This is a genomic window from Streptomyces sp. NPDC021012 (assembly GCF_044333355.1).
GTDB lineage: Bacteria > Actinomycetota > Actinomycetes > Streptomycetales > Streptomycetaceae > Streptomyces.
The window spans coordinates 732,146-757,363 of sequence record NZ_JBIRQU010000001.1; the positions used below are offsets into that span (position 1 = coordinate 732,146).

The following is a 25,218-nucleotide window of genomic DNA, read 5'->3' on the forward strand; positions in this document are numbered from 1 at the left end:
CGCAGGGGGCCTCAGATCCAGCTGAGCTCCCACAGGCGCCAGATGCCCGTGCCGTCCGTCAGGTACTGGGAGCCGGTGACCGCCTCCGTGGAGAGGACGTAGTCCTTCTTCTGCCACAGCGGCACCAGCGGGACCTCGGCGGCGACCTGGTCCTGGATGTCCCTGAAGTCGCTCGTCGCCCGGCCCCGGTCGCCGTACTGCTGCGTCGAGGCGATCAGGGTGTCGATCTTCTTGCTGGAGAAGCCGTTGTGCAGGGTGTTCTTGGTGCCGACGAGCGGCGCGGTGAAGCTGTCGGAGTCGGGGAAGTCGGGGAGCCAGCCGACGGGGTAGGCGTCGTAGTCGCCCCTCGCGTACCCCTTCTGGAAGCTCTGCCAGTCGGCCTCGACGAGCTTGACCTCGAAGAGGCCGGTCTCCTCCAGCTGCCGCTTGACCTCGGCGGCCTCGGTGGCGTACGTGGCGTCCTTGCGGAAGCCGTACGTGAACTTCACCGGCGTCCGGATCCCGGCCTCCCGCAGGAGGGCCTTGGCCTTCTTCGCGTCCGGCTCCGGGTAGACGTCGTAGAAGGCGGTGCTGTGGCCGACGAAGCCCTGCGGGATGAGGGAGTAGAGCGGCTCGACCGTGCCCTTGTAGGCGCCCTCGGTGATCGCCGGGCGGTCGATGACGGCGGCGACGGCCTGCCGTACGGCCTTGTTCGCCATGGGCGAGCCGGGCCGGACGTTGAAGTTCAGGTTGCGGATCTCGGCGCTCTCCGCCTCGGTGATCCGGGTCCCGTCCCTGGTCTCCAGCGAGGAGAGGAAGTTCGGCGGGAGCTGTCGGTGCGTGACCTGGACCTCCTTCGCCTTCCAGGCGGTGGCGAGCTCCTCGGACTGGCCGTAGTACTTCACGAGGACCGTGTGACCGGCCTTGGTGATGGCGCCCTTGTACTTCGGGTTGGGCTCCAGGAGCGCGGACTCGCCCTCCTTGTACTCCTTGAGGACGTACGGCCCCGAGCCGTCGACCGCGGAACCGGTCCGCAGCTTGCCGGCCGGGTACTGGTTCCTGTCCACGATCGAGCCGGCGCCCGTGGCCACCTTCAGCGGGAACGTGGCGTCACGGCCGCTCAGGTGGAAGGTGACGGTACGGCCCTCGGCCGACACGTTCTTCAGCGTCGGGAAGAGCGGCTGCGGGCCGACGTCCGACTTGATGCGCAGCATCCGCTCGAAGGAGTACTTGACGTCCTCGGCGGTGATCTTGCGCCCGTTGGCGAAGGTCAGGTCGTCGCGGAGCGTGCACTGGTACGCGGTGAGCCCGGAGCCCAGGAACTTGCAGCTCTCGGCGGCGTCCGGAACCGGCTGCGTGAGGCCCGGCTTGAACGTCAGCAGCGACTGGAAGACGTTGCTGTACATCGCCCAGGAACCGGCGTCGTACGCGCCGGCCGGGTCGAGCGACGTCACCTCGTCGGTCGTGCCGATGGTGATCGGGTCCGTCCGGGCCGCGTCGGAGGGCAGCAGTTGCCAGCCCCCGACTCCGGCGGCCACGAGTACTCCACAAGTGATGAGGATCCGCAGACGGACCGTCGACCGCATTGCCGTGCTTCCTTTTTTTGATACCACCCCAGATGCGACGGCCCCCGGAAACGCCGCGATGAGCGCATCCCATCACACCGGTTTCACAAGGGAAAGGAAAAACTTTCACATGACAGGTATATGTCCGGGATATGAGACTTTAGGTCGATGAGCAGCACGTATCGACCTCTGCGCAGCGAGTGACAATGTCCGATCACGCCTGTTTCGAGGCGAGTTCGACGATCGTGATGTCGGACGGCGCCCCGACCCGGACCGGCGGCCCCCAGGCACCCGCGCCCCGCGAGACGTACAGCTGGGTGTCCCCGTACCGCTCGAGCCCGGCGACGGTCGGATTGGCCAGCTCGGCGAGGTAGTTCCCCGGCCACAGCTGCCCGCCGTGGGTGTGCCCGGACAGCTGCAGGTCCACCCCGTGCCGTACGGCGTCGTGGATCACGATCGGCTGGTGCGCGAGCAGCACCGCGGCACGGGCCCGGTCCCGGTCGCCGAGGGCCCGCCCGAAGTCGGGCCCCTGCCCCTCGCTCTCCCCCGCCACGTCGTCGACCCCGGCGAGGTCGAAGCCCGCCGGGATCTCCACGCGCGCGTTGCGCAGCGGCCGCAGCCCGAGCTCACGCACGTGGTCGACCCACGCGTCCGCCCCCGAGAAGTACTCGTGGTTCCCGGTCACGAAGAAGGAACCGTGCCGCGCCCGGAGCCGCGCGAGCGGCTCGGCGGCCGGCCCGAGGTTCTCCACCGTCCCGTCGACCAGATCACCGACCACCGCGATCAGATCGGGCTGGGCGGCATTGATCGAGTCCACGATCCGCTGCGTATGGGCGCGCCCCAGAACCGGCCCGAGATGGATGTCGGACACGACGGCGATCCGGTACCCGTGCGCGGCCCGCGGAATCTTCGCGAGCGGAACGGTGACCCTCTTCACCCGGGGCCCGCGCAGCACCCCGTACGTCCCGTACCCGACGGTCCCGACCGCGACGGCGGCCGCGGAACCCGCGACGACCCGGGAGACGAACAGCCGCCGGGAGACCTCGGCGGGGACGGCCTCGGCGGGCTCTTCGACAGCGGGCACAGACACGGGCACGGATACGGGCACGGGGTCAGGCGCCACCGCCCGCCGCGCCACCCAGGCCCGCAGCAACGGCCGCACGGCCTCCCCGACCGCCAGCGCCAGCACCAGGTACAGGAGCACCGCGAGCCAGAGGAACCCCGGCCACGCCACCACCTGCTGCACCACGAAGGGCGCCCCCACCCGCGAGGACACCAGCGCCCCGACCGAAAGCACCGGCAGCGCCACGACGGCCGCCGTACCGACCCGCCGCCCCCTGCTCCCCGCCTCCGTGACGTCCCTCACCAAGCGCCGCCACACGTACCAGTGCACCGCACCGAGCAGCACCACCAGCACCAGCAGAAAGACGACCACGCCCCCGCACCCCCTCACTCCAGCGGTAGCGTACCGAGGCCCGCCTGCGGGGCCCGGCAAGGACGGTTCGATACTGGCTGAAAGAACTCGCCCACCCCGAAGGACCCCCCATGAAGCTCAGCCGCCGCGCCTCCTGGTTCCTGCTCGCCTTCGGCGCCTGGTCCTGGGTGATCTGGGTGACCTTCGCCAAGAACTTGTGGAAGGACGGCAGCGGCCTCGCCTTCGACGACGCGGGAAACCCGACCGCTTACTTCTGGGTCCACCTCGCCCTCGCCGTCACCTCCTTCCTCCTGGGCACGGCCGTCGGCGTGATCGGCTTCCGCGGCGTCCGCGCGGGCAAGAAGTAAGGCCCTGCCCGCGCGCCACGGGATACGGCGCGCAGGTGGACGGTCTCGCGGGTCAGCCGGTGAGGGGAACGGGCCGACCCGGATCGTCCAGCCACGCGGACTCCCCCGTCGCGGTCACGGCCGGTCCGAACCGCTCGGGTCCGGGACGGCCGTGCGACAGCCACCAGGCGTGCGCGGCCTCCGCTTCGCTCCAGAGCCGACGCGGGCCGAACCGCACGGAGCACGTCGCCACCAGCCGGCCGTACGGCGCGTTGGCCGCGTAGCCTTCGGCTCCGTCGCCGACGATCGCGTTCACGGGCACACCCTCCATGCGGAGCCCCCGCTTCCGGGTGGACGGAGGTGGCTGAACCGCCTGCCGGGGTTCGGATCGGTTGGGCGGGGCTGTACGTTCTCGATCGTGTCTGCTTCGAAGAAGACCGCTTGGGCGGTCGCTGCTGCCGTGTTTCTGCCGCTTGTCGTCGCTGCGCCTGCGGCGTACGCGGACGGGAAGGACGGGAAGGACAAGCAGCCCAAGCCTCCCGCGGTGATGTCGACGGTGGGCGGGGCGCTGCTCAGCAAGCCGGGTACGCAGGTGCGGCTGGGGGCCGGGGCGCCGGTGCTGCCGAAGGAGTTGTCGGGGCGGTCGTGGATCGTGGCGGACGCGGAGAGCGGGCAGGTGCTGGCGGCGCACAACGCGCATTGGAGGCTGGCGCCGGCGTCGACGCTGAAGATGCTGTTCGCGGATACGTTGCTGCCGAAGTTCTCCAGGACGCAGAACCATCTGGTGACCAGTGCGGACCTGGCGGGGATGGGGGTCGGGTCGAGTCTGGTCGGGATCAAGGAGAAGCAGAGCTACAGCGTCCATGATCTGTGGCTGGGGGTGTTCCTCCGGTCCGGGAACGACGCCGTGCACGTGCTGACCAGCATGAACAACGGGCTCCGGCAGACCGTGAAGGACATGAACGACCACGCGGCCGAGCTCCAGGCCCTGGACACCAACGTCGTCTCGCCGGACGGCTACGACGCCCCGGGGCAGGTCTCCTCCGCGTACGACCTGACGCTCATCGCCCGCAACGGGATGCGGAAGGCGGACTTCCGGGAGTACGCCGCCACCCCCCGGGCCGCCTTCCCCGGGGAGGCCAAGCCGGGCAAGAAGCGCGAGACCTTCGAGATCCAGAACACCAACCGGCTGCTCACCGGCGACATCGGCGTCGCCCCGTACCAGGGCATCGCCGGGGTCAAGAACGGCAACACCACGCACGCGGGTGCCACCTTCACCGGGGTCGCCGAGCGCAACGGCAGGGTCCTGCTCGTCACGGTCATGAACCCCTCCTCGAAGGAGCAGCACGCGGTCTACAAGGAGGCCGCCCGGCTGCTCGACTGGGGCTTCGCGGCCTCCGGGAAGGTGACGCCGGTGGGCGAGCTGGTGCCGCCCCGCTCGGAGCGCACGGCGACCACCGCCCCCGACGAGGGCACGGCCCCGGCGCCCGGCAAGAACGCCCCCGAGGGGCAGGTCCACGCGGCGGTCGCCGAGAGGTCCGGCGGGGTCGGGATCGCGCTGGCGATCGCGGGCGGTGTCCTCGTCCTCCTGGCCGCGGGCGTCTTCCTGGTCAACCGGCGCTGGCCGCTGGCCGGGGCGGCGGCTCGGGGTCGCCGTCCCGGGGACCTTCCCGAGTCGGGGTCGGAGTCTAGGACGAAGGCGGAGTCGGCTTCCGACGGCGGGACTCCGTAGCCGTCCACGCCGCGCAGAACAGCAGCAGTTTCGCGGTGAAGTTGATCCAGAGGAGCAGGGCGACCGGGACGCCGAACGCCCCGTACATCGACTTCGCCGCGACCCCCTTCATGTAGCCGCCGAGGAGCAGTTTCAGCAGTTCGAAGCCGACGGCGCCCATCAGGGCCGCGATCACGAGGTCCCGGCGGCGGGGTTCGACGCCGGGCAGCAGGGTCAGTACGTACAGCAGGATGAGGAAGTCGGCGACGACGGCGACGAGGACGGCGGCGGCCTGGAGCAGGTAGCCGCCCGCGCCCGCGCCGGAGATGCCGAGGCGGTCGGCGCTCCAGCCGACGGCGGTGGAGCCGAGCCAGGACGCGGCGAGCGAGGCGATCGCGACGCCGCCGAGGCCGAGGAGGATCAGCCCGTCCTTGCCCTTCAGGAGGATCGGGTTGCCCTCGATGGCGTCGAGGCCCCAGACCGCGCGCAGGCACTCCCGCATCGAGCCGATCCAGCTGATGCCGGTGACGAGCAGGACGGCGCCGGCGACGAGTCCGATGGTGCCGGCGTTCGCGACGAGTCCGGCGATGTCGAGCTGGTCGGAGATGCCGGGCACCTGGTCGCTGATCTTCTTCTCGATCGTGTCGAGCTGATCCGGCGTGAGGAGCGCGGCGCCGATCGCGGCGGCGACCGTGATCAGCGGGAAGAGGGCGATGAAGGAGACGAAGGTGATCGCGGCGGCGAGCCGGGTCCAGTGGGCCTCGTCGAGGGTCTCGTACGCGTGCCAGGCGTGGGTCCGCATGAAGCGGGCGACCCACGGGCCGATGACGGGGAGTTTGGTCAGCCAGTCCATGTCGTACGTTCCGTCCGTTCCTCGCGCCGTCGGGTCACCCGTACGAGAATCCCCCGGCGGGGCTCACAGACCCGCGACCGACATCCCGTACAGCGCGGCCCACGCCAAGCCGATGACGGCGAGCGGGCGGTCGCGCAGGACGACGTCCTCGGGGGCGCCCGCCGTGCCGCGGTCGGCGAAGACCGCGTACCGCAGGACGCCGAGGACGAAGGCGGCCACGGAGAGCTGGCGCCAGGGTAGCGAGGTCTCGGCCGGGCCCGCCTCCAGGGCCCACAGGCAGTAGCCGAGGACGGCGGTGCCGGCCGCGAGCTGCCAGACGAACCGCAGGTAGCCCGTCGTGTACTGGGTGAGCAGCGCGCGCGTGGCGCCCTCGGCGCCCTCCATCTGGACGGCTTCGGAGTAGCGCTTGGCGGCGACCATGAACAGTGCGCCGAACCCGGTCGTGATGAGGAACCAGCGGGACAGCGGGATGCCGAGGGCCACCCCGCCGATCATCGCCCGCATCAGGAAGCCGGTGGCGACGACGGCGAGGTCGACGACGAGGACGTGCTTGAGGCGTACGCAGTAGGCGACCTGTATGCCGAGGTACGCGACGAGCAGGGCGGCGGTCAGGGGGCCGCAGAGGAGCGCGGCGGCGCCGGCGGAGCCGAGGGCGAGGAGGACGCCGGTGGCGGTGGCGAGGGCGGCGGGGACCTGTCCCGAGGCGACGGGGCGGCGGCGTTTGACCGGGTGGGCGCGGTCGGCCTCGGCGTCGCGCGCGTCGTTGAGGAGGTAGACGGCGGAGGCGGCGGCCGTGAACAGGGCGAAGACGAGCGCGAGTCGGGCGCCGGTCTGCCAGGAGCCGAGCCGTCCGGCGGCGGCGGGCGCGGCGAGGACGAGGACGTTCTTGACCCACTGCCGGGGCCGGGCGGTCCTGAGGAGCCCGAGCGCCCACCCGCGGTGCGCATGCGCGCGCGTGTCCCGTACGGCGACGGGCGCGTCGAGGACGGCGGTCCCGGTCCGCTCGCTCACGAGGGGACGTCCCCACGGGTGAGGAGGTGGCGGCCCGCGACGGCCGTGGCGGCGCCGAGGAGGGCGCCGGCGGCGACGTCGCTCGGGTGGTGGACGCCCGCGACCAGGCGGGAGAGGCACATCGCGCCGGCCAGCGGGGCGGCGAGCCGGCCGGCGGCCGGGTGCAGCGCGCGGAAGGCGACGGCCGCGGCGGCGGCCGAGGTGGCGTGGGAGCTGGGGAAGGAGTGCCGGCCTGCCGTACGGACGAGGGGCTCGTACGCGTCCGGGGCCGGGCGGGGTCTCCGTACGAGCCGTTTGACGCCCATGCTCGCCAGGTGCGCGCCCGCGACCAGGGCCGTGCCCCGCAGCCAGCCGCTCCGGCGCGGGCGGTCGAGGGCGGCGGCGGTGAGTCCGGCGGCCAGCCAGAGCGCGCCGTGTTCGCCCCCGAGGGAGAGCCCCCGGGTGGCGGCGGCCACGGCGGGCCGGTGTCCGCAGGCGCGCAGGGAGGCGAGCAGCCGCCGCTCGGCCGCGACCCAGCGGGGTTCGCGGCCCCGGGGGGTCGCGGATGGTTCCGGCTTGCGCATCCGTGGTGCTCCCTGTCGGGCCTGGGTGGTGCGGGCGGTCGACACGACTGTGGCGCGGGCCGTGGCCGAGGGAGCCGAGCCTCTTTCATGACACTCCTTTAATCACCCATTTCGACGAACCGCTCTTCAATACCGGCATACGCGACATATGCGGCTATACGGTCGGCCCATGGCTGTCGAGACCCGCGTCCTGGACGACGACTGCGAAGCGATCACCGGCTGGGGCCGCACCGCCCCCACCCTCGCGCGCGTGCACCGGCCCCGCGGGTACGCCGAGGTCGTCGAGGCCGTCCGGGGCTGCGGGCCCCGGGGGGTCGTCGCGCGGGGGCTCGGGCGGGCCTACGGGGACGCCGCGCAGAACGCCGGCGGCGACGTCCTCGACATGACCGGCTTCGACCGGATCCTGGCCGTCGACACCGACGCCGGGCTCGTCGTGTGCGAGGCGGGCGTCAGCCTGCACCGGCTGATGGAGGTGCTGCTGCCGCTCGGCTGGTTCGTCCCGGTCAGCCCCGGCACCCGGTACGTGACCGTCGGCGGCGCGATCGGCGCCGACATCCACGGCAAGAACCACCACGTCGCGGGCTCCTTCGGCCGGCACGTGACCGCGCTCGAACTCCTCACCGCCGACGGCGGGATCAGGACCGTGCGGCCCGGGACCCCGCTCTTCGACGCGACCACCGGCGGCATGGGCCTGACCGGGGTGATCCTCTCCGCCACCCTGCGGCTGCTGCCGGTCGAGACCTCCCTGCTGTCCGTGGACACCGAGCGCGTGCCCGGTCTCGACGCTCTGATGGCCCGGCTGATCGAGGGCGACCACCGCTACCGCTACTCCGTCGCCTGGATCGACCTGCTCGCCCGGGGCGCCGCCACCGGCCGCGCCGTCCTGACGCGCGGCGACCACGTCCCGTACGACGCGCTGCCCCGCCGCCATCCGGCCCGCCGCGATCCGCTCGCCTTCCGGCCGGGCCGGCTGCCCGCCCCGCCGCCGTACGTCCCCGGCGGGCTGCTCGGCCGCACCTCCGTCGGGCTCTTCAACGAGCTCTGGTACCGCAGGGCCCCCCGCACCGCGACCGGCCGCCTCCAGTCGCTGCCGGCCTTCTTCCACCCCCTCGACGGGGTACCGCACTGGAACCGGATCTACGGGCCCGCGGGCTTCGTCCAGTACCAGTTCGTCGTCCCGTACGGGCAGGAGGACGCCCTCCGGCGGATCGTGCGGCGGATCGCGGACCGGGGCTGCCCGTCCTTCCTCGCCGTCCTGAAACGGTTCGGCGCGGGCGACCCCGGCTGGCTGTCCTTCCCGCTCCCCGGCTGGACCCTCGCCCTCGACCTGCCCACCGGCCTCCCCGGTCTCGGCCGCTTCCTCGACGCCCTCGACGAGGAGGTCGCGGGCGCCGGCGGCCGGGTCTACCTCGCCAAGGACTCCCGGCTCCGGCCGGAGGTCCTGGCCGCCATGTACCCGCGGCTCGACGAGTTCCGGGCGCTGCGCGCCGCGCTCGACCCCCGGTCCGTCCTCACCTCGGACCTCGCCCGCCGTCTCGCCCTCTGAGGAGTACCCCCGTGAAGGACGCCTTCGGTGCCCCGCAGTCCCTGCTCGTCCTCGGCGGCACCTCCGAGATCGGGCTCGCCACCGCCCGCCGCCTGATCGCCCGCCGCACCCGCACGGTCTGGCTGGCCGGCCGCCCCTCCCCCGCGCTCGCGGCCGCCGCCGGCTCGCTGCGCGCGCTCGGCGCGGAGGTGCGCACCGTGCCCTTCGACGCGCTCGACCCCGAGTCGCACGAGGAGCGGCTCGGGAAGGTCTTCGCGGAGGGCGACATCGACATGGTGCTGCTGGCCTTCGGGGTCCTCGGCGACCAGGCGCGCGACGAGTCCGATCCGGTCGCCGCCGCCCGGGTCGCGCAGACCAACTACACGGGCGCCGTCTCGGCCGGTCTGGTGTGCGCGGGCGCGCTCCAGGCACAGGGGCACGGTTCGCTGGTGGTGCTGTCCTCGGTGGCGGGCGAGCGGGCCCGCCGCGCCAACTTCATCTACGGCTCGTCGAAGGCGGGCCTCGACGCCTTCGCGCAGGGCCTCGGGGACGCGCTGCACGGCACGGGCGTGCACGTCATGGTCGTACGGCCCGGGTTCGTGCGCTCGAAGATGACGGCCGGGCTGGCGGAGGCGCCGCTCGCGACGACCCCGGAGGCGGTCGCGGGCGCGATCGAGCTGGGGCTGCGGCGGCGCTCGGAGACGGTGTGGGTGCCGGGGGCGCTGCGGATGGTGATGGCGGCCGTACGGCACGTGCCGAGGCCGCTGTTCCGGCGCCTTCCCGTGTGACCCGCCGGACGGGCCTAGGCGGTGGGCGCCGGGGTGTCGACCGGGCTGCCGCCCTGTGCCGGGACCGCGGAGATCGGGCGGCCGCTGCCGAACTCGTAGTCGTACAGCTTGCGCCAGACCCCGTCCGGGCCCTGCTCGTACAGCGCGAAGGAGCGGCAGGTCCAGGCCGCCTCGTACCCGGCGAGCTCCTCGAACGCCCGGTCCATCCCCTCCTCGGAGATGCCGTGCGCCACGGTGACGTGCGGGTGGTACGGGAAGGCCAGCTCGCGGGCGAGCGGGCCCTCCTCGTCCCGGATGCGCTGCTGGAGGTTGTTGCAGCAGGGCACGCCCTCCACCAGCTTCACGAAGACGACCGGGGAGAGCGGGCGGAAGGTCCCGGTGCCTTCGAGGCGCACGGGGAAGGGCTGGTGGCCGGCGGCGACGGCCGCGAGGTGCGCCTCGATCTCCGGCAGCCGCTCCTCGGCGACCTCGGTCGGCGGGACCAGGGTGACGTGCGTGGGGATGCCGTACGCGGCCGGGTCCCCGAAGCCGGCGCGCCGCTCCTGGAGCAGGCTGCCGTAGGGCTCCGGGACCGCGATCGAAACGCCGAGCGTTACGGTCCCCACGTCGTTCTCCTCCGTCGTCCGTCGAGATGTGTACGGGTGGTGCAGCGCCAGTGTGCGGCCTGCACCGCCCTTTCGGCCAGCGTCCTCGGTCTCAGTGCTTGGCGGGCAGGAAGCCGATCCTCTCGTACGTCTGCGCCAGCGTCTCGGCGGCGACGGCGCGGGCCTTCTCCGCTCCCTTGGCCAGGACCGAGTCCAGCGTCTCCGGGTCGTCCAGGTATTCCTGGGTGCGGGTCCGGAACGGCGTGACGAAGTCCACCATGACCTCGGCGAGGTCCGTCTTCAGCGCGCCGTACATCTTGCCCTCGTAGCTCTTCTCCAGGTCCTCGACGGAGGTGGAGGTGAGCGTGGACATGATGCTGAGCAGGTTGGAGACGCCGGCCTTGTTCTCCGGGTCGAAGCGGATCACCGTGTCGGTGTCGGTGACGGCGCTCTTGACCTTCTTCGCGGTGACCTTCGGGTCGTCCAGGAGGTTGATGAGGCCCTTCGGCGTGGACGACGACTTGCTCATCTTGATCGTCGGGTCCTGGAGGTCGTAGATCTTCCCCGTCTCCTTGAGGATGTACGGCTTGGGGATCGTGAACGTCTCGCCGAAGCGGCCGTTGAAGCGCTCCGCGAGGTCGCGGGTCAGCTCGATGTGCTGGCGCTGGTCCTCGCCGACCGGGACCTCGTTGGCCTGGTAGAGCAGGATGTCCGCGACCTGGAGGACCGGGTACGTGAAGAGGCCGACGGTGGCGCGGTCGGCTCCCTGCTTGGCGGACTTGTCCTTGAACTGGGTCATGCGGGAGGCCTCGCCGAAGCCGGTGAGGCAGTTCATGACCCAGCCGAGCTGGGCGTGCTCGGGGACGTGGCTCTGGATGAAGAGGGTGCAGCGCTCGGGGTCGACCCCGGCGGCGAGGAGCTGGGCGGCGGCGAGCCGGGTGTTGGCGCGCAGCTCGGCGGGGTCCTGCGGGACCGTGATCGCATGCAGGTCGACGACCATGTAGAAGGCGTCGTGGGTCTCCTGCAGCGCGACCCACTGGCGGACGGCGCCGAGGTAGTTGCCGAGGTGGAACGAGCCTGCGGTGGGCTGGATTCCGGAGAGCACACGGGGACTGTCAGAGGCCATGCACATCATTCTCTCAGGTGCCGGACCCCAACCCATCGCAGGCTGTGAGACGAGGACCACACTCAGAGCGGCAGGCCCGGGGCGGGGAACGCCGCCATCAGGTCGGCGACCTCGGCGCGGACGGCGCGGAGGGTGTCCTCGTCGCCGGTTCCGGCGGCGGTGACGGCGCGGTCGATCCACTCGGCGACCTGGTCCATGTGCTCCGTGGTGAGGCCGCGGGAGGTGAGGGAGGGGGTGCCGATGCGGATGCCGGAGGGGTCGAAGGGCTTCCGGGGGTCGTAGGGGACGGTGTTGTAGTTGACGACGATCCCGGCCCGGTCGAGGGCCTTCGCGGCGATCTTGCCCGGCACCTGCTTGGGGGTGAGGTCGATCAGGATCAGGTGGTTGTCGGTGCCGCCGGAGACCAGGTCGAAGCCGCGGGCGAGGAGGGCCTCGGCGAGGGCCTTGGCGTTGGCGACGACGGCGTGGGCGTAGTCGCGGAAGGAGGGCTGGGAGGCCTCGCGGAGGGCGACGGCGATGGCGGCGGTGGTCTGGTTGTGCGGGCCGCCCTGGAGGCCGGGGAAGACGGCCTTGTCGAGGGCCTTGGCGTGCTCCTCGGTGGACATGAGCATGGCGCCGCGGGGGCCGCGGAGGGTCTTGTGGGTGGTGGTGGAGATGACGTCGACGTGCCCGACCGGGGAGGGGTGGGCGCCGCCCGCGATGAGGCCGGCGATGTGGGCGACGTCGGCGACGAGGACGGCGCCGGACTCGCGGGCGATCTCGCCGAAGGCGGCGAAGTCGATGGTGCGGGGCAGCGCGGTGCCGCCGCAGAAGATGACCTTCGGGCGCTCCTTGAGGGCGAGCTCGCGGACCTGGTCGAAGTCGATCAGGCCGTCGTCCTGGCGTACGCCGTACTGGACGCCGCGGAACCAGGTGCCGGTGGCGGAGACGCCCCAGCCGTGGGTGAGGTGGCCGCCCATCGGCAGGGCCATGCCCATGACGGTGTCGCCGGGCTGCGCGAAGGCCAGGTAGACGGCGAGGTTGGCGGGGGAGCCGGAGTACGGCTGGACGTTGGCGTGGTCGACGCCGAAGAGGGCCTTGGCGCGCTCGATCGCGAGGGTCTCGACCCGGTCGATGTTCTGCTGGCCCTCGTAGTAGCGGCGGCCGGGGTAGCCCTCGCTGTACTTGTTCTGGAGGACGGTGCCGGAGGCTTCGAGGACGGCGGCGGAGACGTAGTTCTCGCTCGGGATGAGGCGGAGGGTCTCGGCCTGGAGCCGTTCCTCGGCGCCGACGAGGGCGGCGAGCTCGGGGTCGGTCGCGGTGAGCGCGGGGTGCTGCGGGGACGTGGTCATGTCGTTCCTCCGGGCGTGCGGCGGACGGTCCCGGGACTGAGGTGTGCACGGGACCAGGGGCCCGTGATGCCCAGGCGAGCGGCACCTCGTGTGGTGGAGCGCGCACGGCTCCCCCGGGGTCGGTTCCCCGTACGCCAGTCGCCGTGCGTGTCTCCAGACTAGCGGGCGCGCCGTCGCCGAGGTTTCCCCGTCCGGGATGCGAGCGACGATAAGAAAGGGGCCACAGCCCCTGGGTCACCCCTGAGCCGCAGGACGAACGGAGATCCCGTGTCGAGGACAGAAGACGCCATCGCTTCCGCGGACGCGCACAGCGCGCACAACTACCACCCCCTTCCGGTCGTCGTCGCCTCGGCGGACGGCGCGTGGATGACCGATGTCGAGGGCCGCCGCTATCTCGACATGCTCGCCGGGTACTCGGCGCTCAACTTCGGGCACGGCAACCGGCGTCTGATCGACGCGGCGAAGGCGCAGCTGGAGCGGGTGACGCTGACCTCGCGCGCCTTCCACCACGACCGGTTCGCCGAGTTCTGTACGCAGCTCGCGGAGCTGTGCGGCAAGGAGGCGGTGCTCCCGATGAACACGGGGGCGGAGGCGGTCGAGACGGCCGTGAAGACCGCCCGGAAGTGGGGGTACGAGGTGAAGGGCGTGCCGGACGGGCACGCGAAGATCGTGGTCGCGGCGAACAACTTCCACGGCCGGACGACGACGATCGTGAGCTTCTCGACGGACCACGAGGCGCGGGACCACTTCGGGCCGTACACGCCGGGGTTCGAGATCGTGCCGTACGGGGACCTGACGGCGCTGGAGGCGGCGGTCACCGAGAACACGGTGGCGGTGCTGCTCGAACCGATCCAGGGCGAGGCGGGGGTCCTCGTCCCGCCGGCCGGCTATCTGGCGGGGGTGCGGGAGCTGACCCGCCGGAAGAACGTGCTGTTCATGGCGGACGAGATCCAGTCGGGGCTCGGCCGGACGGGCCGGACGTTCGCATGCGAGCACGAGGGCGTCGTGCCGGACGTGTACATCCTGGGGAAGGCGCTGGGCGGCGGCGTGGTGCCGGTGTCCGCGGTGGTGGCCGACCGCGACGTGCTCGGGGTCTTCCGGCCGGGCGAGCACGGGTCGACCTTCGGCGGGAACCCGCTGGCCTGCGCGGTCGCCCTGGAGGTGATCGCGATGCTGCGCACCGGCGAGTTCCAGGAGCGCGCGGCGGAGCTGGGCGAGCACCTCCACGCGGAGCTGGGTCTCCTCGTGGGCGGCGGCGCGGTGGAGGCGGTGCGCGGGCGCGGGCTGTGGGCGGGCGTCGACATCGTGCCCTCCAAGGGGACGGGCCGGCAGATCTCGGAGAAGCTGATGGAGCGCGGGGTCCTGGTGAAGGACACCCACGGGTCGACGATCCGGATCGCTCCGCCGCTGGTCATCTCGAAGGAGGACCTGGACTGGGGTCTCGAGCAGCTGAGGGGGGTGCTGTCGGACTGACGGGGTCCGCTCGGGGGAGGGCGGCGAGAGGGTGGCGGGAGGTCAACTCGGCGCATTGACACGGCACTTGGTCTAGGCCAATGATGCCGCCATGCCGAGACTCCGTCTGCGTCACGCCCTGCGTGCCGCGCTCGCCGCCCTCGTCCCGCTCGCGCTCCTCGGCGCGGTCGCCGGACCCGCGCACGCCGCCCCGGAGGCGGCCTGGCCCGAGCCCGTCCCGGTGGTCTCCCACGTGGAGACCACCGACCCGGTCGTCTTCATCACCATCGACGACGGCTGGTACCACGACCCGGCCGCCGCGAAGCTGCTGCTCGACCGCCGGGTGCCCGCCTCGCTCTTCCTGCTCCCCGGTGCCTACGCGTACGACTCCGGCTACTTCCACACCCTGCTCGACCAGGGCCGCTCCCGCGTCGAGAACCACACCGTCGACCACCCGGACCTGACCACCCTCGACGCCGCCGGGCAGAAGGCCGAGGTGTGCGGGGCCCGCGACCAGCACCTCGCGCAGTTCGGTGACGGGCCGCGGCTGCTGCGCCCGCCGTACGGCACGTACGACGCGACCACCCGGACCACCGCCCGCGCCTGCGGGGCGAAGGCCCTGGTGACCTGGACGTACGACATGACGACCTGGGGCCAGTGGACCCCGCCGACCCCCTCCCTGAAGGCCGGCGACATCGTCCTGCTGCACTTCAACGAGACGGTGACGCAGGACCTGCGGAGGGCCCTGGACGCGGCGGAGGCCGCCGGGCTGACGCCCGCGCCGCTGCGGGACTACGTCCCCGAATAGCCGCTACAGGATCACGTGCGGGAGGAAGCGGGCGTACTCGTCGGTGACGAGCCCCGCCGACTCCCGGATGCCGAGCCCCGCCGCCTCGTCCTCGACGACCCACGCGCCGAGCACCACCCGGTTGCCGTCGAAGTCGGGCAGCGGGGCCAGCTCCTGGTAGCAGCAGGCCTCCCCGTCCCGTACGAAGGGCTCCGTACCGGCCTCGTGCAGGGTGACGCCCGCGCCCTCGCGGCCGAGGAGCGGCTTGGCGACCCAGCCCGTGGTGGCGGCGAGTTCGCGGGGCCCGTCGAGGTAGGCGGGCAGGAGGTTGGGGTGGCCGGGGTTGAGCTCCCACAGGATCGCGAGGAGCGCCTTGTTGGAGAGCAGCATCTTCCAGGCGGGCTCGATCCAGCAGGTGGTGCCGGTGCCGCCGCCGTTGTCGAGGGTGTCCAGGACGTGCCGGCCGAAGCGGTCGGTGGTCAGCCACTCCCACGGGTAGAGCTTGAAGCAGCTGCGGAGGAAGCGGAGCCGGTCGTCCACGAAGCGGCGCGAGAGCCGGTCCCAGCCGATCCGCTCGACGGACAGCATCTCGGTGTCGAGCCCGGCCTGCTGGGCGGTCTCGCGCAGGTACGCGACCGTCATCAGGTCCTCGCCGAGCTCGTCGCCGTCCGAGTGCGCGAAGTGCAGGGGGCCGGGCGGGAGCAGGTGGGCCTGGCGCTTCCAGGCGTCGACGAGCCGCTCGTGGAGGGAGTTCCACTGGTCGGCGCCGGGGAAGCGGTCCTCCATCCAGAACCACTGCGGGCTCGCGGCCTCCACGAGGGAGGTCGGGGTGTCGGCGTTGTACTCCAGCATCTTCGCCGGGCCGGTGCCGTCGTAGCGCAGGTCGAAGCGGCCGTACAGGGAGGGGAGTTCGGCGCGCCGGCGCCAGGACTCGGCGACGAGGCCCGCCAGCTTCGGGTCGGTGATCCCGAGCTCGGCGAAACGGTCCTGCTCGACGATGTGCGCGGCCGCCGCCAGACACATCGCGTGCAGCTCCTCGACGACCTCCTCCAGGGCCTCGACCTCCGGCAGCGAGAAGGAGTAGTACGCGCTCTCGTCCCAGTACGGGCGCAGCGAGCCGTCGGGGTAGCGGGTCAGGGGGTAGACGAGCCCCTGCTCCTCGACGGTCCGCTGCCAGTCGGGCCGGGGGTCGATGGTGTGCCGTTCCATGGTGCGTGCCCGCCCGCCTCAGCCGCCGCCGGAACCGGAGCGGGAGCAGCCGAAGCCGCCGGTGTCGACGGCGGTCCTGTCGAAGCTGCCGCCGCTGACGCGCTTGTCGCGGACGGTTCCGCCGTAGTAGTACGAGCCGCGGGTGCCACTTCCGCCGTTGTCGTCGTCGCTTCCGCCGCCACCGCTCTCGCAGCGGTAGCTGGGCAGCTCCTCACGGGTCAGCGGGTCCACGCAGCGCTTGTCCGGCTCCGCGCCGCACGCGGTGATCGTCGCCGCGAGCACACCCATCCCGCCGAGCACCACCGTGCTCGACCTCAGTCTGCGCATGTCCGTCGCCTCCCCTTCGCCGTCGCGACCGCACAGTGTAGGCCGGTGGTTCCGGGCCTCACGCCCTAGAGTCGCCTCGTGCTCCTTGGAATGTTGTGCGCGCTGGCCTCGTCCGTCTGCTTCGGCGCGGCCTCGGTCCTCCAGGCGATGGCGGCGCGGGCCGCCGAGCCGGGAACGGGCGGTGGCGTCGACCTCGCGCTGATGTGGCGGGCCCTGCGGCAGTGGCGGTACCTCGCCGGCCTCGGGGCGGACGGCCTGGGCTTCGTCCTGCAGGTCGTGGCGCTGCGGACGCTCCCCATCTACGTGGTGGGCGCGGCCCTCGCCGCGAGTCTGGCGGTCACGGCGGTCATCGCCTCCCGGGTGCTGCGGGTGCGGCTGAGCCGGGTGGAGTGGGGGGCCGTGGGCATGGTCTGCGCGGGGCTCGTGATGCTGGCGCTCGCCTCCGGCAAGGAGGGCCACCGGGACACCTCCGAGGCGCTGGACTGGGCGCTGCTCGGGATCTCCTTCGGGGTCCTGCTGCTCGGCGTCGCGGGAGGCGGGCTGCCGGCGCGGTCCCGGGCGCTCGTCCTCGGCCTCGGGGCGGGCATCGGCTTCGGGGTGGTGGAGGTCGCGGTCCGGCTCCTCGACGGCATCTCCTTCACCGACCCCGCCCTCTACGCGCTCCTCGTCGGCGGCGGGGCCGCGTTCACGCTGCTGACCTCGGCGTTCCAGCGCGGCTCGGTGACCACGGCGACGGCGGGCGCGGTGCTCGGCGAGACGATCGGCCCGGCGATCGTCGGGGTGGCCTGGCTCGGTGACAGCACCCGGGACGGGCTCGGCTGGCTGGCGATCGCCGGCTTCGCCCTCGCGGTGGCCGGCTCCCTGACCCTGGCCCGCTTCGGCGAGGCCCCGGCGACGGAGCCGGTGGCCCCCGTGAGGTCCTAGGGGAGCACCCCGCACAGTGCCTGGAGGGCGCCCTGCCAGCCGCTGTCCGGGGGCGTGGCGTAGCCGACGACGAGTCCGTCGAGGGTGGGGGGCACCGTGGGGCGGCGGAACCGGTTGACGCCGTGGACGTCGAGGCCGCGCCAGGCGGCGGCCCGCAGGGTGGCCTGTTCGGTGCCGGGCGGGAGGGCGAGGACGGCGTGGAGGCCGGCCGCGATCCCGCTGACCCGGGTCTCCGGCGACTGCGCGGCGACCGCCGCCACCAGCTGGTCGCGGCGGCGCCGGTAGCGCAGCCGCATCGCCCGTACGTGCCGGTCGTACGCCCCCGAGCGCAGGAACTCCGCGAACGCCAGCTGGTCCGGCGCGCTCGACGACCAGTCCACGGCGCCCTTCGCCGCCGCGACCTCCCCCGCCAGCTCCCCCGGCAGGACCATCCAGGCGAGGCGGAGGCCGGGCGCGAGGGACTTGCTCGCGGTGCCGAAGTAGACGACGCGCTCGGGGTCGAGGCCCTGGAGCGCGCCCACCGGCTGCCGGTCGTAGCGGAACTCCCCGTCGTAGTCGTCCTCCAGGACGAAGCCGCCGGAGCTCCGCGCCCAGTCGACGACCGCCGCCCGCCGGTCCGGGGGCAGGGCGCCGCCCAGCGGGTACTGGTGGGCGGCGGTCATGAGGACGGCGCCGCACCCGTGGAGACCGGCCAACTCCTCGGTCCTGGTGCCGCGTTCGTCGAAGGCCAGGACGGGCGTGCCGAGCCCGGCCCTCCTGAGCAGCTCGTCGTGGAGCCCGAGCCCGTACGACTCGACGGCCACGTCCCGCACGCCCCTGGCCCGCAGCACCTGGCCGATCAGCGTCAGGCCGTGCACGAAGCCCGCGCAGACCACGATCCGCTCGGGCCGGGCGTGCACGCCCCGGGCGCGGGCGAGGTACTCGGCGAGCGCGGCGCGCAGTTCGGGCCTGCCGTGCGGATCGCCGTACCCGAAGGCCTCGTTGGGGGCGTCGGTGAACGCCCGGCGGTAGGCCTTGAGCCAGTCGGCGCGGGGGAAGGAGGCGAGGTCGGGGGTGCCGGACTTCAGGTCGTGCGCGGGCGCGGCGGGCCGGCCGCGGCCCGGGGCCGCCGGAGGGGCCGGCCGGGCCCGGGGCGCCGCCGGGCGGGGCGCGGCGCGGCGGGCGACGCGGGTCCCGGAGCCCTGCCGGGCGGTGAGCCAGCCCTCGGCGACCAGTTCGGCGTACGCGTCGGCGACGGTGTTGCGGGCCATGCCGAGGTCGGCGGCGAGCTGGCGGGAGGACGGCAGCCGGGTGCCGGCCTCCAGGCGTCCGCTGCGGACCGCCTCCCGCAGGGCGTCCATGAGGCCCGCGCGCAGCCGCGGGCCGTGGAGTTCCAGGTGGAGGTCGGACCCGAAAGTGGCCCAGTCGTTCGCCATGAGAATGGACCATACCGCTGAGCCATCGGCTTCGTACGGTGGACGCATGACGACGACGGAACCGATCGAGCAGACCGTGTACGCGCACGAGCACGCGCCCCGCCTCCCCCTCGCCGAGCGCGTCCCCGAGTTCCACCGGGCCATGATCCGTCTGGAGACGGCGGCCGCGAAGGACATCGACCCGACCCTGTACCACCTGATCAAGCTCCGGGCCTCGCAGATCAACCGCTGCGCCTTCTGCGTCGACATGCACAGCAAGGACATGCTGGCGGAGGGCGAGAGCATCGAGCGGATCGTGCAGCTGGCCGCCTGGGAGGAGTCCCGGCACTTCTACACCGAGCGGGAACTCGCGGCGCTCGCGCTGACCGAGGCCGTCACCGTCCTCACCGACGGCTTCGTCCCCGACGAGGTGTACGAGCGGGCCGCCGCGCACTTCGACGAGACCGAGCTCGCCCGGGTCATCGCCGCGATCGTCACGATCAACGCCTGGAACCGGATCGGCGTCACCACCCGGATGACGCCCGGCCACTACACCCCCCGCTCCGCGTGAGCGCCGCCGCGGCCCTGCGGGCCCTCCACCACGACCTCCCGGCGGACGCCCCGCTGGTGCTCCCCGGCCCGTGGGACGCGGCGAGCGCCCGCGCCTTCGAGGCGGCCGGATTCCCGGCGCTCGCCACCCCGAGCGCCGGGATCGCCGCCTCCCTCGGGTACGAGGACGGGGCGACGCCGCCGTCGGAGATGTTCGCCGCGGTGGCGCGGATCGTCCGCTCCGTCTCCGTCCCCGTCACGGCCGACCTGGAAGGCGGTTACGGCCTCCCGCCCGCCGAACTCGTGGAGCGCGTACGGGAGTCCGGCGCCGTCGGCGTCAACCTGGAGGACAGCGGCCCCGACCGCGCCCTCAAGGACCCCCGGGCCCATGCGGACTGGCTGGCGGAGGTACGGGCCGCGGCCGGCCCCTCCCTCTTCGTCAACGCGCGCGTGGACGTGTACATCCGCCGGTCGGCCGACCCCCTGGCCGACGCGATCGCCCGCTCCAGGCTCTACGCCTCGGCCGGCGCGGACTGCGTCTACCCGATCGCCGCCCCTCCCACCGACCTCCCCGCCCTCCGCTCCGCCCTCGGCCCCCTCCCCGTCAACGCCCTCGCCCTCCCGGGCGGCCCCTCCTTCCCCTCCCTCGGCCGCCTCGGCGCGACCCGCATCACCTTCGGGGACGGCCTGCTGACGCGGGCGCTCCATGACGTCACCACCCTGGCGGCCACCCTCCGGGGGACCGCCGCCTTCTGAGCCCCGCGCCCGCGCCCTGCGCGCCGGCGCGCCCGCCCGGGGCTTCGCCCCGCCTCGCGTGGGCCCGCACCCGCGCGGGGCGGCGCACTTCACCCGGGGCTTCACCCCCGCCCCGTGTGGGGCCGCACCCGCCGCCCATGCGGGGCCCGCCCCCCCCCGTGTGGGCAATCGTCCCGCTGGGGCGGGACGGGTGGGCACACGGGACGGCGCCCTCTAGCGGCGCCTCCGCGTTCCGAGCCCTGACCCGCACCAGCAGTGACGGCGCACACGGGGTGCGGGTCAGGGCTCGGAAGCCTCTGGCGCCGGCAGGGCGCGGGTCCGTTGTGCCCACCCGTTCCGCCCTGCGGAACGATTGCCCACAACGGGGGCCGTTGAGGGTGGGCACCGCCCCAGCGGAACGATTGCCCACAACGGGGGCCGTTGAGGGTGGGCACCGCCCCAGCGGAACGATTGCCCACAACGGGGGGGGGGGGCGGCGGGTGGGCACCGTCCCGGCGGGACCAGCGTCCACAACGGGGGGCCGTGTTCGTCAGGGGGTGGCCGGGTGGAAGTAGTCCAGTGCCACCCGGAGGATCTCGCGTTGTTTGGGCCAGGACGTCTCGGGGCCCGCCGCCAGGATGGCGTAGTGGGTGCCGTCCGGGCCGGTGAAGGCGCGGTCGACGACCTTGCGACGGCCGCCGGCGCGGTCGTAGGCGTAGACGAGCTCGGCGGAGTCCGCGGGGGCGCCGGGCTCGCCGGTGACGCGTTCGAGGCTCAGTTCCTCGTAGCCGGGCTTGTTGGCGCGGCCGTCCTCGGAGGCGCCGCGCAGCGCCTCGTACGGCGTCAGGCCCGCCTCCTTGACGACGAAGACCTGGACGAGGCTCAGGCCGTCCGGCGCGTTGTAGAAGACGCCCTGGTCGGACTCGGTGCGGTTCCAGCCCTCGGGGACGGCGATCGTGAAGCCCTGGGGGTCCTCGACCCCGTGGTAGCCGGGCGGGGGGATGTCGTCCATGGGGGTCGACGTGTCGGACGGGGAGGCCGAGGGGGGTTCGGAGGACGGGGGCTCGGACGTCGGGGTGGACGAGACGGAAGCCGGCGGGCCCGCCACCGGGTCCTTCCCGTTCTTCCCGCCGCCCCAGACCACCCACGCGCCCACGGATCCGGCCGCGAGGACGGCCACCGCCACCCCGGCCGCCAGCACGGCCCGCGAGCGGGGCCGGGGCGCCGGGACGGGCGCCGCGGGGTACTGCCAGTCGCCCGTCTCGGGGACGTACACCGGGGGCGGAGACGGAGGGGCCACGGGCCCGCCACCCGCCTCAGGGGCGTACACCGGAGACGGAGGGGCCACGGGCCCGCCGCCCGTCTCGGGCACGTACAGCGGAGGCGGGGACGGAGGGGTCACGGCCCCACCGCCCGTCCCAGGGGCGTGCACCGGGGGCGGAGGCGGCGTCGCCGGCCCCGCTTCCCCCGCCTCCCAGCTCTGCGTCTCGTCGTTCCAGCGGGGCCCGCTCATCTCATCCTCCGAGGAGGGCGCCGACGGCCTGCCCCACGGCCACGCCGGAGGCGAGCATCCCGGTCACCGCGCCCGCGTCCGCGAGGGCGCGGCGCAGGGCGGCGAGGCGGCCGCCGCCCGCGCGGCCGGTGCCCTCGATCTCGTCCTCGGCGTCGGAGAGTTCGGCGTCGAGGGCGGCCGTCTGCTCGGAGGGCACGAAGGCGGCCAGGTCGGCGCGGAGCCGGACGATGGCCTGGAGCAGTTCCTCGTGCTGGGGGTCGCGGGCGGGCTGGGCGCCGTTGACGGTGCTGGTGACGGTGTTGTTGTCGCCGATGGTGACGTTGCCACCGGTGTTGGTGACGTGAATGCCGTGCGGCTGGTCAGCCACGGTCGCCTCCGCTCGTCGAAGTGGTGAAGGTCTTGCTGGTCACCGTGTTGTGGTTCCCGACGGTGACGTTCCCCTTGGTGTTCTCGATGAACGTGCCGCCCTCGGCGACGTGGATGATCTTCTGCTCGAACTCGGCGGTCTCGTAACCGGCTTCGCGGAGCGCGACCGTCACGCCGTTGGCGACCCGGTCCTGGATGCTCTTGAGGTAGCGGCTGACGTCCATCTCCTGGAAGAGGGAGGCCTCGTCGTCGGAGCCGAGCACGCGGACGGAGGTCCACGGCCCCTCGGGCAGCGCGTGGGCGTGGCCGCCGGTGAGCACCCGCCACAGGTGGCCGAGCGCGCGCCAGAGCGTGGCGAGGGAGTCGCCGGCCGAGCGCGGGAGCCGGCCGAGCGCCCAGGCGGCCTTGCCGAAGTGGTGGTTGCGCAGGTAGCGGTGGGCGATCCGGTCGGCGTACCGGTAGAGCGGCTTCACGGGCCGCAGCACGTGCGGGGCGACCTCCAGCATCAGCATGCCGCCCTGGGTGTGGACGCGGACGAAGACGGTGGTGACGATCTCCTCGCCCCAGCCGCCGACCCGGATGCGGAGGAAGTGGCGGCGGGTCTCGCCGCCCTCCTCGATGGAGCCCGAGCGGTGCGCCTCGAAGGCCTCGGGGGTGTACGGGGCGGTCGCGCGGTCCGGCAGTCCGTCGACGGGCAGGAAGACGACCTCGTCGATCTCCAGCTCGCGCAGCCGGTCCCGTACGGCGGCCTGGAGCTGCGGCGAGCCGTGCGGGGAGGGCACGCGGAGCGCCTCCAGGAGCGGGACGACGTGCCGCAGGACGGCGCTGTTGTCGAGCGGTTCGGGCGCCTTGCCGTCGAGGTTCTTGCGGGGGCGCAGCTCGATGGAGAGCGACCAGGGCTCGTACGGGGTGCCGGCGCCGCAGAACGGGTCCTCGGCGCCGTACATGACCAGCCGGGAGTGCTGCTCGACGCGGATCCGGTCGCGCAGCCGGCGGAAGCGGGGGCCCTCGGCCTGCTCGGCCGGGTCGGAGCGCTGGTCGGGGAAGCGCTCGCGGGACAGCTCCCGGGTGAGCGCGCGGGCGAACTGGCCGCGCTGGGTGGCCACCGCCCAGGCCACGAGGAGCGGTACGACGATGGTGATCCAGACTTCCAGCTTGCCGACGCCCAGGGCCTCCTGGGCGAGGAAGCCGACCGCGGAGAAGACGTCGCCCGCCGTGGAGACGCCGCCGAGGAAGCCTCCGAACCCGGACCCGGAGTCGCCGTAGTCGGACCCGCCGTACCCGTCGTATCCGTCGTATCCGTAGCCGGAGCCGCCGGACTCGTCGGAGCCGATCGCGAGGAAGAAGAGGAACAGCGCGGACTGGACGAGCGAGATCCGCCCGTACCAGCGCAGCAGGAACGCGGGGACGAGGCGGTAGACCGGGGTGGCCGCGGTGGCGGCCGTTCCGCGCACCCAGCGGGCGATGCCGAGCAGCAGGAAGGGTCCGAGGAGGAGGACGATCAGGCCCTTGGTGAGGGGGATCGCGACGATCCAGAGGGCCAGGACGCCCGCGGCCCAGGCGAGTTCGACGCGGCGGGCGCGCAGCGCGTGGGCGAGGACGCGGCTCGCGTCGAAGCCGAGGGAGGGGGCGGCGAAGCGCTCCTCGTGGACGTACAGCTCGTCGATGACCGCGTCACGGAATCCGTCGTCGAGGTACGTGCCGGCGCAGAGCAGCCGGGTCGCCTCGCTGGAGGCCGGTAAACGGCGCGGGTCGGCGGCGGGCTGCCCACCGGGCGGCGTGCTCGGCGGGTGACCGGGCTGCTGGGGTACGAACGACTGGGCCAAAGCTCCCCCGATGTGTGGAACTGTCCGTGGTTTCGGCTCACTTGGCCGGGAACCGGTGGGACAGCATAGGGGAGGTCGGGGTTCCGTGTCGGCACGTAGAACGGCGCCCCCGGGCCGCACGGTCGGTCGTACGGCCCGGGGACGCCGGGATCATGGAGCTGAGGTCAGCTTCAGATGAGGCCGAGCTCGCGAACGGCGTCGCGCTCCTCGGAGAGCTCCTTCACGGAGGCGTCGATGCGGGCGCGGGAGAACTCGTTGATCTCCAGGCCCTGGACGATCTCGTACGCGCCGTCCTTGCAGGTGACGGGGAAGGAGGAGATGAGGCCCTCGGGGACGCCGTAGGAGCCGTCGGACGGGACGCCCATGGAGGTCCAGTCGCCCTCGGCGGTGCCGTTGACCCAGGTGTACACGTGGTCGATGGCGGCGTTGGCGGCGGAGGCCGCGGAGGAGGCGCCACGGGCGTCGATGATCGCGGCGCCGCGCTTGGCGACGGTCGGGATGAAGGTGTCGGCCAGCCACTCCTGGTCGTTGACGACCTCGGCGGCGTTCTTGCCGGCGATCTCCGCGTGGAAGATGTCCGGGTACTGGGTCGCGGAGTGGTTGCCCCAGATGGTGAGGCGCTTGATGTCCGTGACCGAGGAGCCGGTCTTCTGGGCCAGCTGCGTCAGGGCGCGGTTGTGGTCCAGGCGGGTCATCGCGGTGAAGCGCTCGGCCGGGACGCCCGTGGCGGCGGCCTGGGCGATCAGGGCGTTGGTGTTGGCCGGGTTGCCGACGACGAGGACCTTGATGTCGTCCGCGGCGTGGGCGGCGATGGCCTGGCCCTGCGGCTTGAAGATGCCGCCGTTGGCGGCGAGCAGGTCGCCGCGCTCCATGCCCGGGCCGCGCGGACGGGCGCCGACGAGGAGGCCGATGTTGGCGCCCTCGAAGCCCTTGTTCGGGTCGTCGAAGATGTCGATGCCCTTGAGCAGCGGGAACGCGCAGTCGTCGAGCTCCATGGCGGTGCCCTCGGCGGCCTTCACGCCCTGCGGGATCTCGAGGAGGCGCAGCTTGACCGGCACGTCCGCGCCGAGCAGGTGGCCCGAGGCGATCCGGAAGAGCAGCGCGTAGCCGATCTGGCCGGCCGCGCCGGTCACGGTGACATTCACGGGAGTGCGGGTCATGGCGATCTCCGTAAGACAGCTGGCGGTGGGGGTCCCTGCCCCTGGTGCGGGATAGCTCTCTTGATCGATCGGTGTCTCGACATGAAGAGATATCCAGCGGTCAGGCTATCCGACCCGGGCCCCCGCGAATCGCCACCCCCTTGTGGTCCGGCTCACTGCCACCCGTCCGGGGAGGTTCC

The 25,218-nt window shown here is 73.1% G+C and carries 25 protein-coding genes and 1 riboswitch; of the genes, 9 read left to right on the forward strand and 16 right to left on the reverse strand.

Annotated elements, in window-relative coordinates; all coding sequences use genetic code 11:
* Positions 1–11: 11 nt before the first annotated feature.
* Complete coding sequence (locus ACH4TP_RS03365) at positions 12–1,565, reverse strand: ABC transporter substrate-binding protein (protein WP_398187141.1); 1,554 nt, start codon at positions 1,563–1,565, stop codon at positions 12–14.
* Between the two features lie 193 nt (positions 1,566–1,758).
* A complete protein-coding gene (locus ACH4TP_RS03370) occupies positions 1,759–2,979 on the reverse strand; it encodes a metallophosphoesterase (protein ID WP_398435461.1) in 1,221 nt (406 codons plus the stop codon).
* A gap of 110 nt (positions 2,980–3,089) precedes the next feature.
* On the opposite strand from ACH4TP_RS03370, the gene ACH4TP_RS03375 reads away from it, so the two are divergent.
* Positions 3,090–3,326, forward strand: a complete 237-nt coding sequence (locus tag ACH4TP_RS03375) for an SCO4848 family membrane protein (RefSeq protein WP_398435463.1) — start codon at positions 3,090–3,092, stop codon at positions 3,324–3,326.
* A gap of 52 nt (positions 3,327–3,378) precedes the next feature.
* Here the strand turns inward: ACH4TP_RS03375 and ACH4TP_RS03380 are convergent, their stop codons facing one another.
* On the reverse strand, positions 3,379–3,621 hold the full coding sequence (locus ACH4TP_RS03380; RefSeq protein WP_398187150.1) for a hypothetical protein: 243 nt from the start codon (positions 3,619–3,621) through the stop codon (positions 3,379–3,381).
* 102 nt (positions 3,622–3,723) lie between these two features.
* On the opposite strand from ACH4TP_RS03380, the gene ACH4TP_RS03385 reads away from it, so the two are divergent.
* Entirely contained in the window at positions 3,724–5,037 is a 1,314-nt protein-coding gene (locus tag ACH4TP_RS03385) for a D-alanyl-D-alanine carboxypeptidase family protein (RefSeq protein ID WP_398435466.1), read from the forward strand.
* Here ACH4TP_RS03385 and ACH4TP_RS03390 read toward each other — a convergent pair.
* The 3 genes from ACH4TP_RS03390 to ACH4TP_RS03400 all read right to left on the reverse strand — a co-directional run bounded on the left by ACH4TP_RS03390 (position 4,994) and on the right by ACH4TP_RS03400 (position 7,443).
* Positions 4,994–5,869 (reverse strand): YihY/virulence factor BrkB family protein, encoded by an 876-nt coding sequence (locus ACH4TP_RS03390; RefSeq protein WP_389220603.1) that lies wholly within the window; start codon positions 5,867–5,869, stop codon positions 4,994–4,996. The genes ACH4TP_RS03385 and ACH4TP_RS03390 overlap by 44 nt on opposite strands.
* 63 nt (positions 5,870–5,932) lie before the next feature.
* Complete coding sequence (locus tag ACH4TP_RS03395; protein WP_389220607.1) at positions 5,933–6,880, reverse strand: decaprenyl-phosphate phosphoribosyltransferase; 948 nt, start codon at positions 6,878–6,880, stop codon at positions 5,933–5,935.
* Positions 6,877–7,443: a phosphatase PAP2 family protein gene (locus ACH4TP_RS03400; protein WP_398187159.1), complete on the reverse strand. Its 567-nt coding sequence runs from the start codon at positions 7,441–7,443 to the stop codon at positions 6,877–6,879. Before ACH4TP_RS03400 ends, ACH4TP_RS03395 begins: the two co-directional genes overlap by 4 nt.
* Positions 7,444–7,612: 169 nt before the next feature.
* Between ACH4TP_RS03400 and ACH4TP_RS03405 the strand changes: the two genes are divergently transcribed.
* On the forward strand, positions 7,613–8,989 hold the full coding sequence (locus ACH4TP_RS03405; RefSeq protein WP_398187162.1) for an FAD-binding protein: 1,377 nt from the start codon (positions 7,613–7,615) through the stop codon (positions 8,987–8,989).
* Positions 8,990–9,000: 11 nt separating this feature from the next.
* Positions 9,001–9,756 (forward strand): decaprenylphospho-beta-D-erythro-pentofuranosid-2-ulose 2-reductase, encoded by a 756-nt coding sequence (locus ACH4TP_RS03410; protein ID WP_389220616.1) that lies wholly within the window; start codon positions 9,001–9,003, stop codon positions 9,754–9,756.
* 14 nt (positions 9,757–9,770) lie between these two features.
* Here ACH4TP_RS03410 and ACH4TP_RS03415 read toward each other — a convergent pair whose 3' ends face one another.
* The 3 genes from ACH4TP_RS03415 to glyA all read right to left on the reverse strand — a co-directional run bounded on the left by ACH4TP_RS03415 (position 9,771) and on the right by glyA (position 12,797).
* Positions 9,771–10,361 carry a 2'-5' RNA ligase family protein gene (locus tag ACH4TP_RS03415; RefSeq protein ID WP_389220619.1) on the reverse strand — a complete coding sequence of 197 codons (591 nt, stop codon included), beginning with the start codon at positions 10,359–10,361 and terminating at the stop codon, positions 9,771–9,773.
* A 91-nt stretch (positions 10,362–10,452) separates the two neighbouring features.
* Positions 10,453–11,466, reverse strand: coding sequence for a tryptophan--tRNA ligase (gene trpS / locus ACH4TP_RS03420; RefSeq protein WP_389220622.1), 1,014 nt, complete (start codon positions 11,464–11,466; stop codon positions 10,453–10,455).
* Positions 11,467–11,528: 62 nt separating this feature from the next.
* Entirely contained in the window at positions 11,529–12,797 is a 1,269-nt protein-coding gene (glyA, locus tag ACH4TP_RS03425) for a serine hydroxymethyltransferase (RefSeq protein ID WP_398435470.1), read from the reverse strand.
* A 61-nt stretch (positions 12,798–12,858) separates the two neighbouring features.
* Positions 12,859–12,949: riboswitch (ZMP/ZTP riboswitch) on the reverse strand.
* Between the two features lie 115 nt (positions 12,950–13,064).
* Here glyA and rocD point away from each other — a divergent pair.
* A complete protein-coding gene (gene rocD / locus ACH4TP_RS03430) occupies positions 13,065–14,270 on the forward strand; it encodes an ornithine--oxo-acid transaminase (RefSeq protein WP_398187174.1) in 1,206 nt (401 codons plus the stop codon).
* A gap of 91 nt (positions 14,271–14,361) precedes the next feature.
* A complete protein-coding gene (locus ACH4TP_RS03435; RefSeq protein WP_398435472.1) occupies positions 14,362–15,057 on the forward strand; it encodes a polysaccharide deacetylase family protein in 696 nt (231 codons plus the stop codon).
* Between the two features lie 3 nt (positions 15,058–15,060).
* On the opposite strand, the gene ACH4TP_RS03440 is transcribed toward ACH4TP_RS03435, so the two are convergent.
* Together ACH4TP_RS03440 and ACH4TP_RS03445 are read right to left on the reverse strand one after the other, a co-directional pair.
* Positions 15,061–16,245 carry a glutathionylspermidine synthase family protein gene (locus ACH4TP_RS03440; protein WP_398187180.1) on the reverse strand — a complete coding sequence of 395 codons (1,185 nt, stop codon included), beginning with the start codon at positions 16,243–16,245 and terminating at the stop codon, positions 15,061–15,063.
* Positions 16,246–16,263: 18 nt separating this feature from the next.
* Positions 16,264–16,572 carry a hypothetical protein gene (locus tag ACH4TP_RS03445; RefSeq protein ID WP_389220636.1) on the reverse strand — a complete coding sequence of 103 codons (309 nt, stop codon included), beginning with the start codon at positions 16,570–16,572 and terminating at the stop codon, positions 16,264–16,266.
* 90 nt (positions 16,573–16,662) lie between these two features.
* Between ACH4TP_RS03445 and ACH4TP_RS03450 the strand changes: the two genes are divergently transcribed.
* Complete coding sequence (locus ACH4TP_RS03450) at positions 16,663–17,496, forward strand: hypothetical protein (RefSeq protein WP_389221558.1); 834 nt, start codon at positions 16,663–16,665, stop codon at positions 17,494–17,496.
* Here ACH4TP_RS03450 and ACH4TP_RS03455 read toward each other — a convergent pair.
* A complete protein-coding gene (locus ACH4TP_RS03455; RefSeq protein ID WP_398435475.1) occupies positions 17,493–18,911 on the reverse strand; it encodes a PLP-dependent aminotransferase family protein in 1,419 nt (472 codons plus the stop codon). The genes ACH4TP_RS03450 and ACH4TP_RS03455 overlap by 4 nt on opposite strands.
* Positions 18,912–18,957: 46 nt before the next feature.
* On the opposite strand from ACH4TP_RS03455, the gene ACH4TP_RS03460 reads away from it, so the two are divergent.
* Together ACH4TP_RS03460 and ACH4TP_RS03465 are read left to right on the forward strand one after the other, a co-directional pair.
* Positions 18,958–19,461 (forward strand): carboxymuconolactone decarboxylase family protein, encoded by a 504-nt coding sequence (locus tag ACH4TP_RS03460; RefSeq protein WP_398435477.1) that lies wholly within the window; start codon positions 18,958–18,960, stop codon positions 19,459–19,461.
* Positions 19,458–20,195 carry an isocitrate lyase/phosphoenolpyruvate mutase family protein gene (locus tag ACH4TP_RS03465; protein WP_398435479.1) on the forward strand — a complete coding sequence of 246 codons (738 nt, stop codon included), beginning with the start codon at positions 19,458–19,460 and terminating at the stop codon, positions 20,193–20,195. The genes ACH4TP_RS03460 and ACH4TP_RS03465 overlap by 4 nt, the downstream gene beginning before the upstream one ends.
* A 529-nt stretch (positions 20,196–20,724) precedes the next feature.
* Here the strand turns inward: ACH4TP_RS03465 and ACH4TP_RS03470 are convergent.
* The 4 genes from ACH4TP_RS03470 to ACH4TP_RS03485 form a co-directional block, all read right to left on the reverse strand.
* A complete protein-coding gene (locus ACH4TP_RS03470; RefSeq protein WP_398435480.1) occupies positions 20,725–21,474 on the reverse strand; it encodes a hypothetical protein in 750 nt (249 codons plus the stop codon).
* A 214-nt stretch (positions 21,475–21,688) separates the two neighbouring features.
* Positions 21,689–22,054, reverse strand: coding sequence for a hypothetical protein (locus ACH4TP_RS03475; protein ID WP_389220651.1), 366 nt, complete (start codon positions 22,052–22,054; stop codon positions 21,689–21,691).
* Positions 22,047–23,879, reverse strand: coding sequence for a hypothetical protein (locus tag ACH4TP_RS03480; RefSeq protein WP_398187194.1), 1,833 nt, complete (start codon positions 23,877–23,879; stop codon positions 22,047–22,049). Before ACH4TP_RS03480 ends, ACH4TP_RS03475 begins: the two co-directional genes overlap by 8 nt.
* Before the next feature lie 170 nt (positions 23,880–24,049).
* On the reverse strand, positions 24,050–25,039 hold the full coding sequence (locus ACH4TP_RS03485; RefSeq protein WP_398435482.1) for a malate dehydrogenase: 990 nt from the start codon (positions 25,037–25,039) through the stop codon (positions 24,050–24,052).
* Positions 25,040–25,218 lie beyond the last annotated feature (179 nt).

Bases quoted from the DNA above. Each gene is read 5' to 3' on its own strand.
- ACH4TP_RS03365 (WP_398187141.1), bottom strand. From the start codon at position 1,565: ATGCGGTCGACGGTCCGTCTGCGGATCCTCATCACTTGTGGAGTACTC.
- ACH4TP_RS03375 (WP_398435463.1), top strand. From the start codon at position 3,090: ATGAAGCTCAGCCGCCGCGCCTCCTGGTTCCTGCTCGCCTTCGGCGCC.
- ACH4TP_RS03390 (WP_389220603.1), bottom strand. From the start codon at position 5,869: ATGGACTGGCTGACCAAACTCCCCGTCATCGGCCCGTGGGTCGCCCGC.
- ACH4TP_RS03400 (WP_398187159.1), bottom strand. From the start codon at position 7,443: ATGCGCAAGCCGGAACCATCCGCGACCCCCCGGGGCCGCGAACCCCGC.
- ACH4TP_RS03405 (WP_398187162.1), top strand. From the start codon at position 7,613: ATGGCTGTCGAGACCCGCGTCCTGGACGACGACTGCGAAGCGATCACC.
- trpS (WP_389220622.1), bottom strand. From the start codon at position 11,466: ATGGCCTCTGACAGTCCCCGTGTGCTCTCCGGAATCCAGCCCACCGCA.
- glyA (WP_398435470.1), bottom strand. From the start codon at position 12,797: ATGACCACGTCCCCGCAGCACCCCGCGCTCACCGCGACCGACCCCGAG.
- ACH4TP_RS03435 (WP_398435472.1), top strand. From the start codon at position 14,362: ATGCCGAGACTCCGTCTGCGTCACGCCCTGCGTGCCGCGCTCGCCGCC.
- ACH4TP_RS03440 (WP_398187180.1), bottom strand. From the start codon at position 16,245: ATGGAACGGCACACCATCGACCCCCGGCCCGACTGGCAGCGGACCGTC.
- ACH4TP_RS03445 (WP_389220636.1), bottom strand. From the start codon at position 16,572: ATGCGCAGACTGAGGTCGAGCACGGTGGTGCTCGGCGGGATGGGTGTG.
- ACH4TP_RS03450 (WP_389221558.1), top strand. From the start codon at position 16,663: ATGTTGTGCGCGCTGGCCTCGTCCGTCTGCTTCGGCGCGGCCTCGGTC.
- ACH4TP_RS03455 (WP_398435475.1), bottom strand. From the start codon at position 18,911: ATGGCGAACGACTGGGCCACTTTCGGGTCCGACCTCCACCTGGAACTC.
- ACH4TP_RS03460 (WP_398435477.1), top strand. From the start codon at position 18,958: ATGACGACGACGGAACCGATCGAGCAGACCGTGTACGCGCACGAGCAC.
- ACH4TP_RS03485 (WP_398435482.1), bottom strand. From the start codon at position 25,039: ATGACCCGCACTCCCGTGAATGTCACCGTGACCGGCGCGGCCGGCCAG.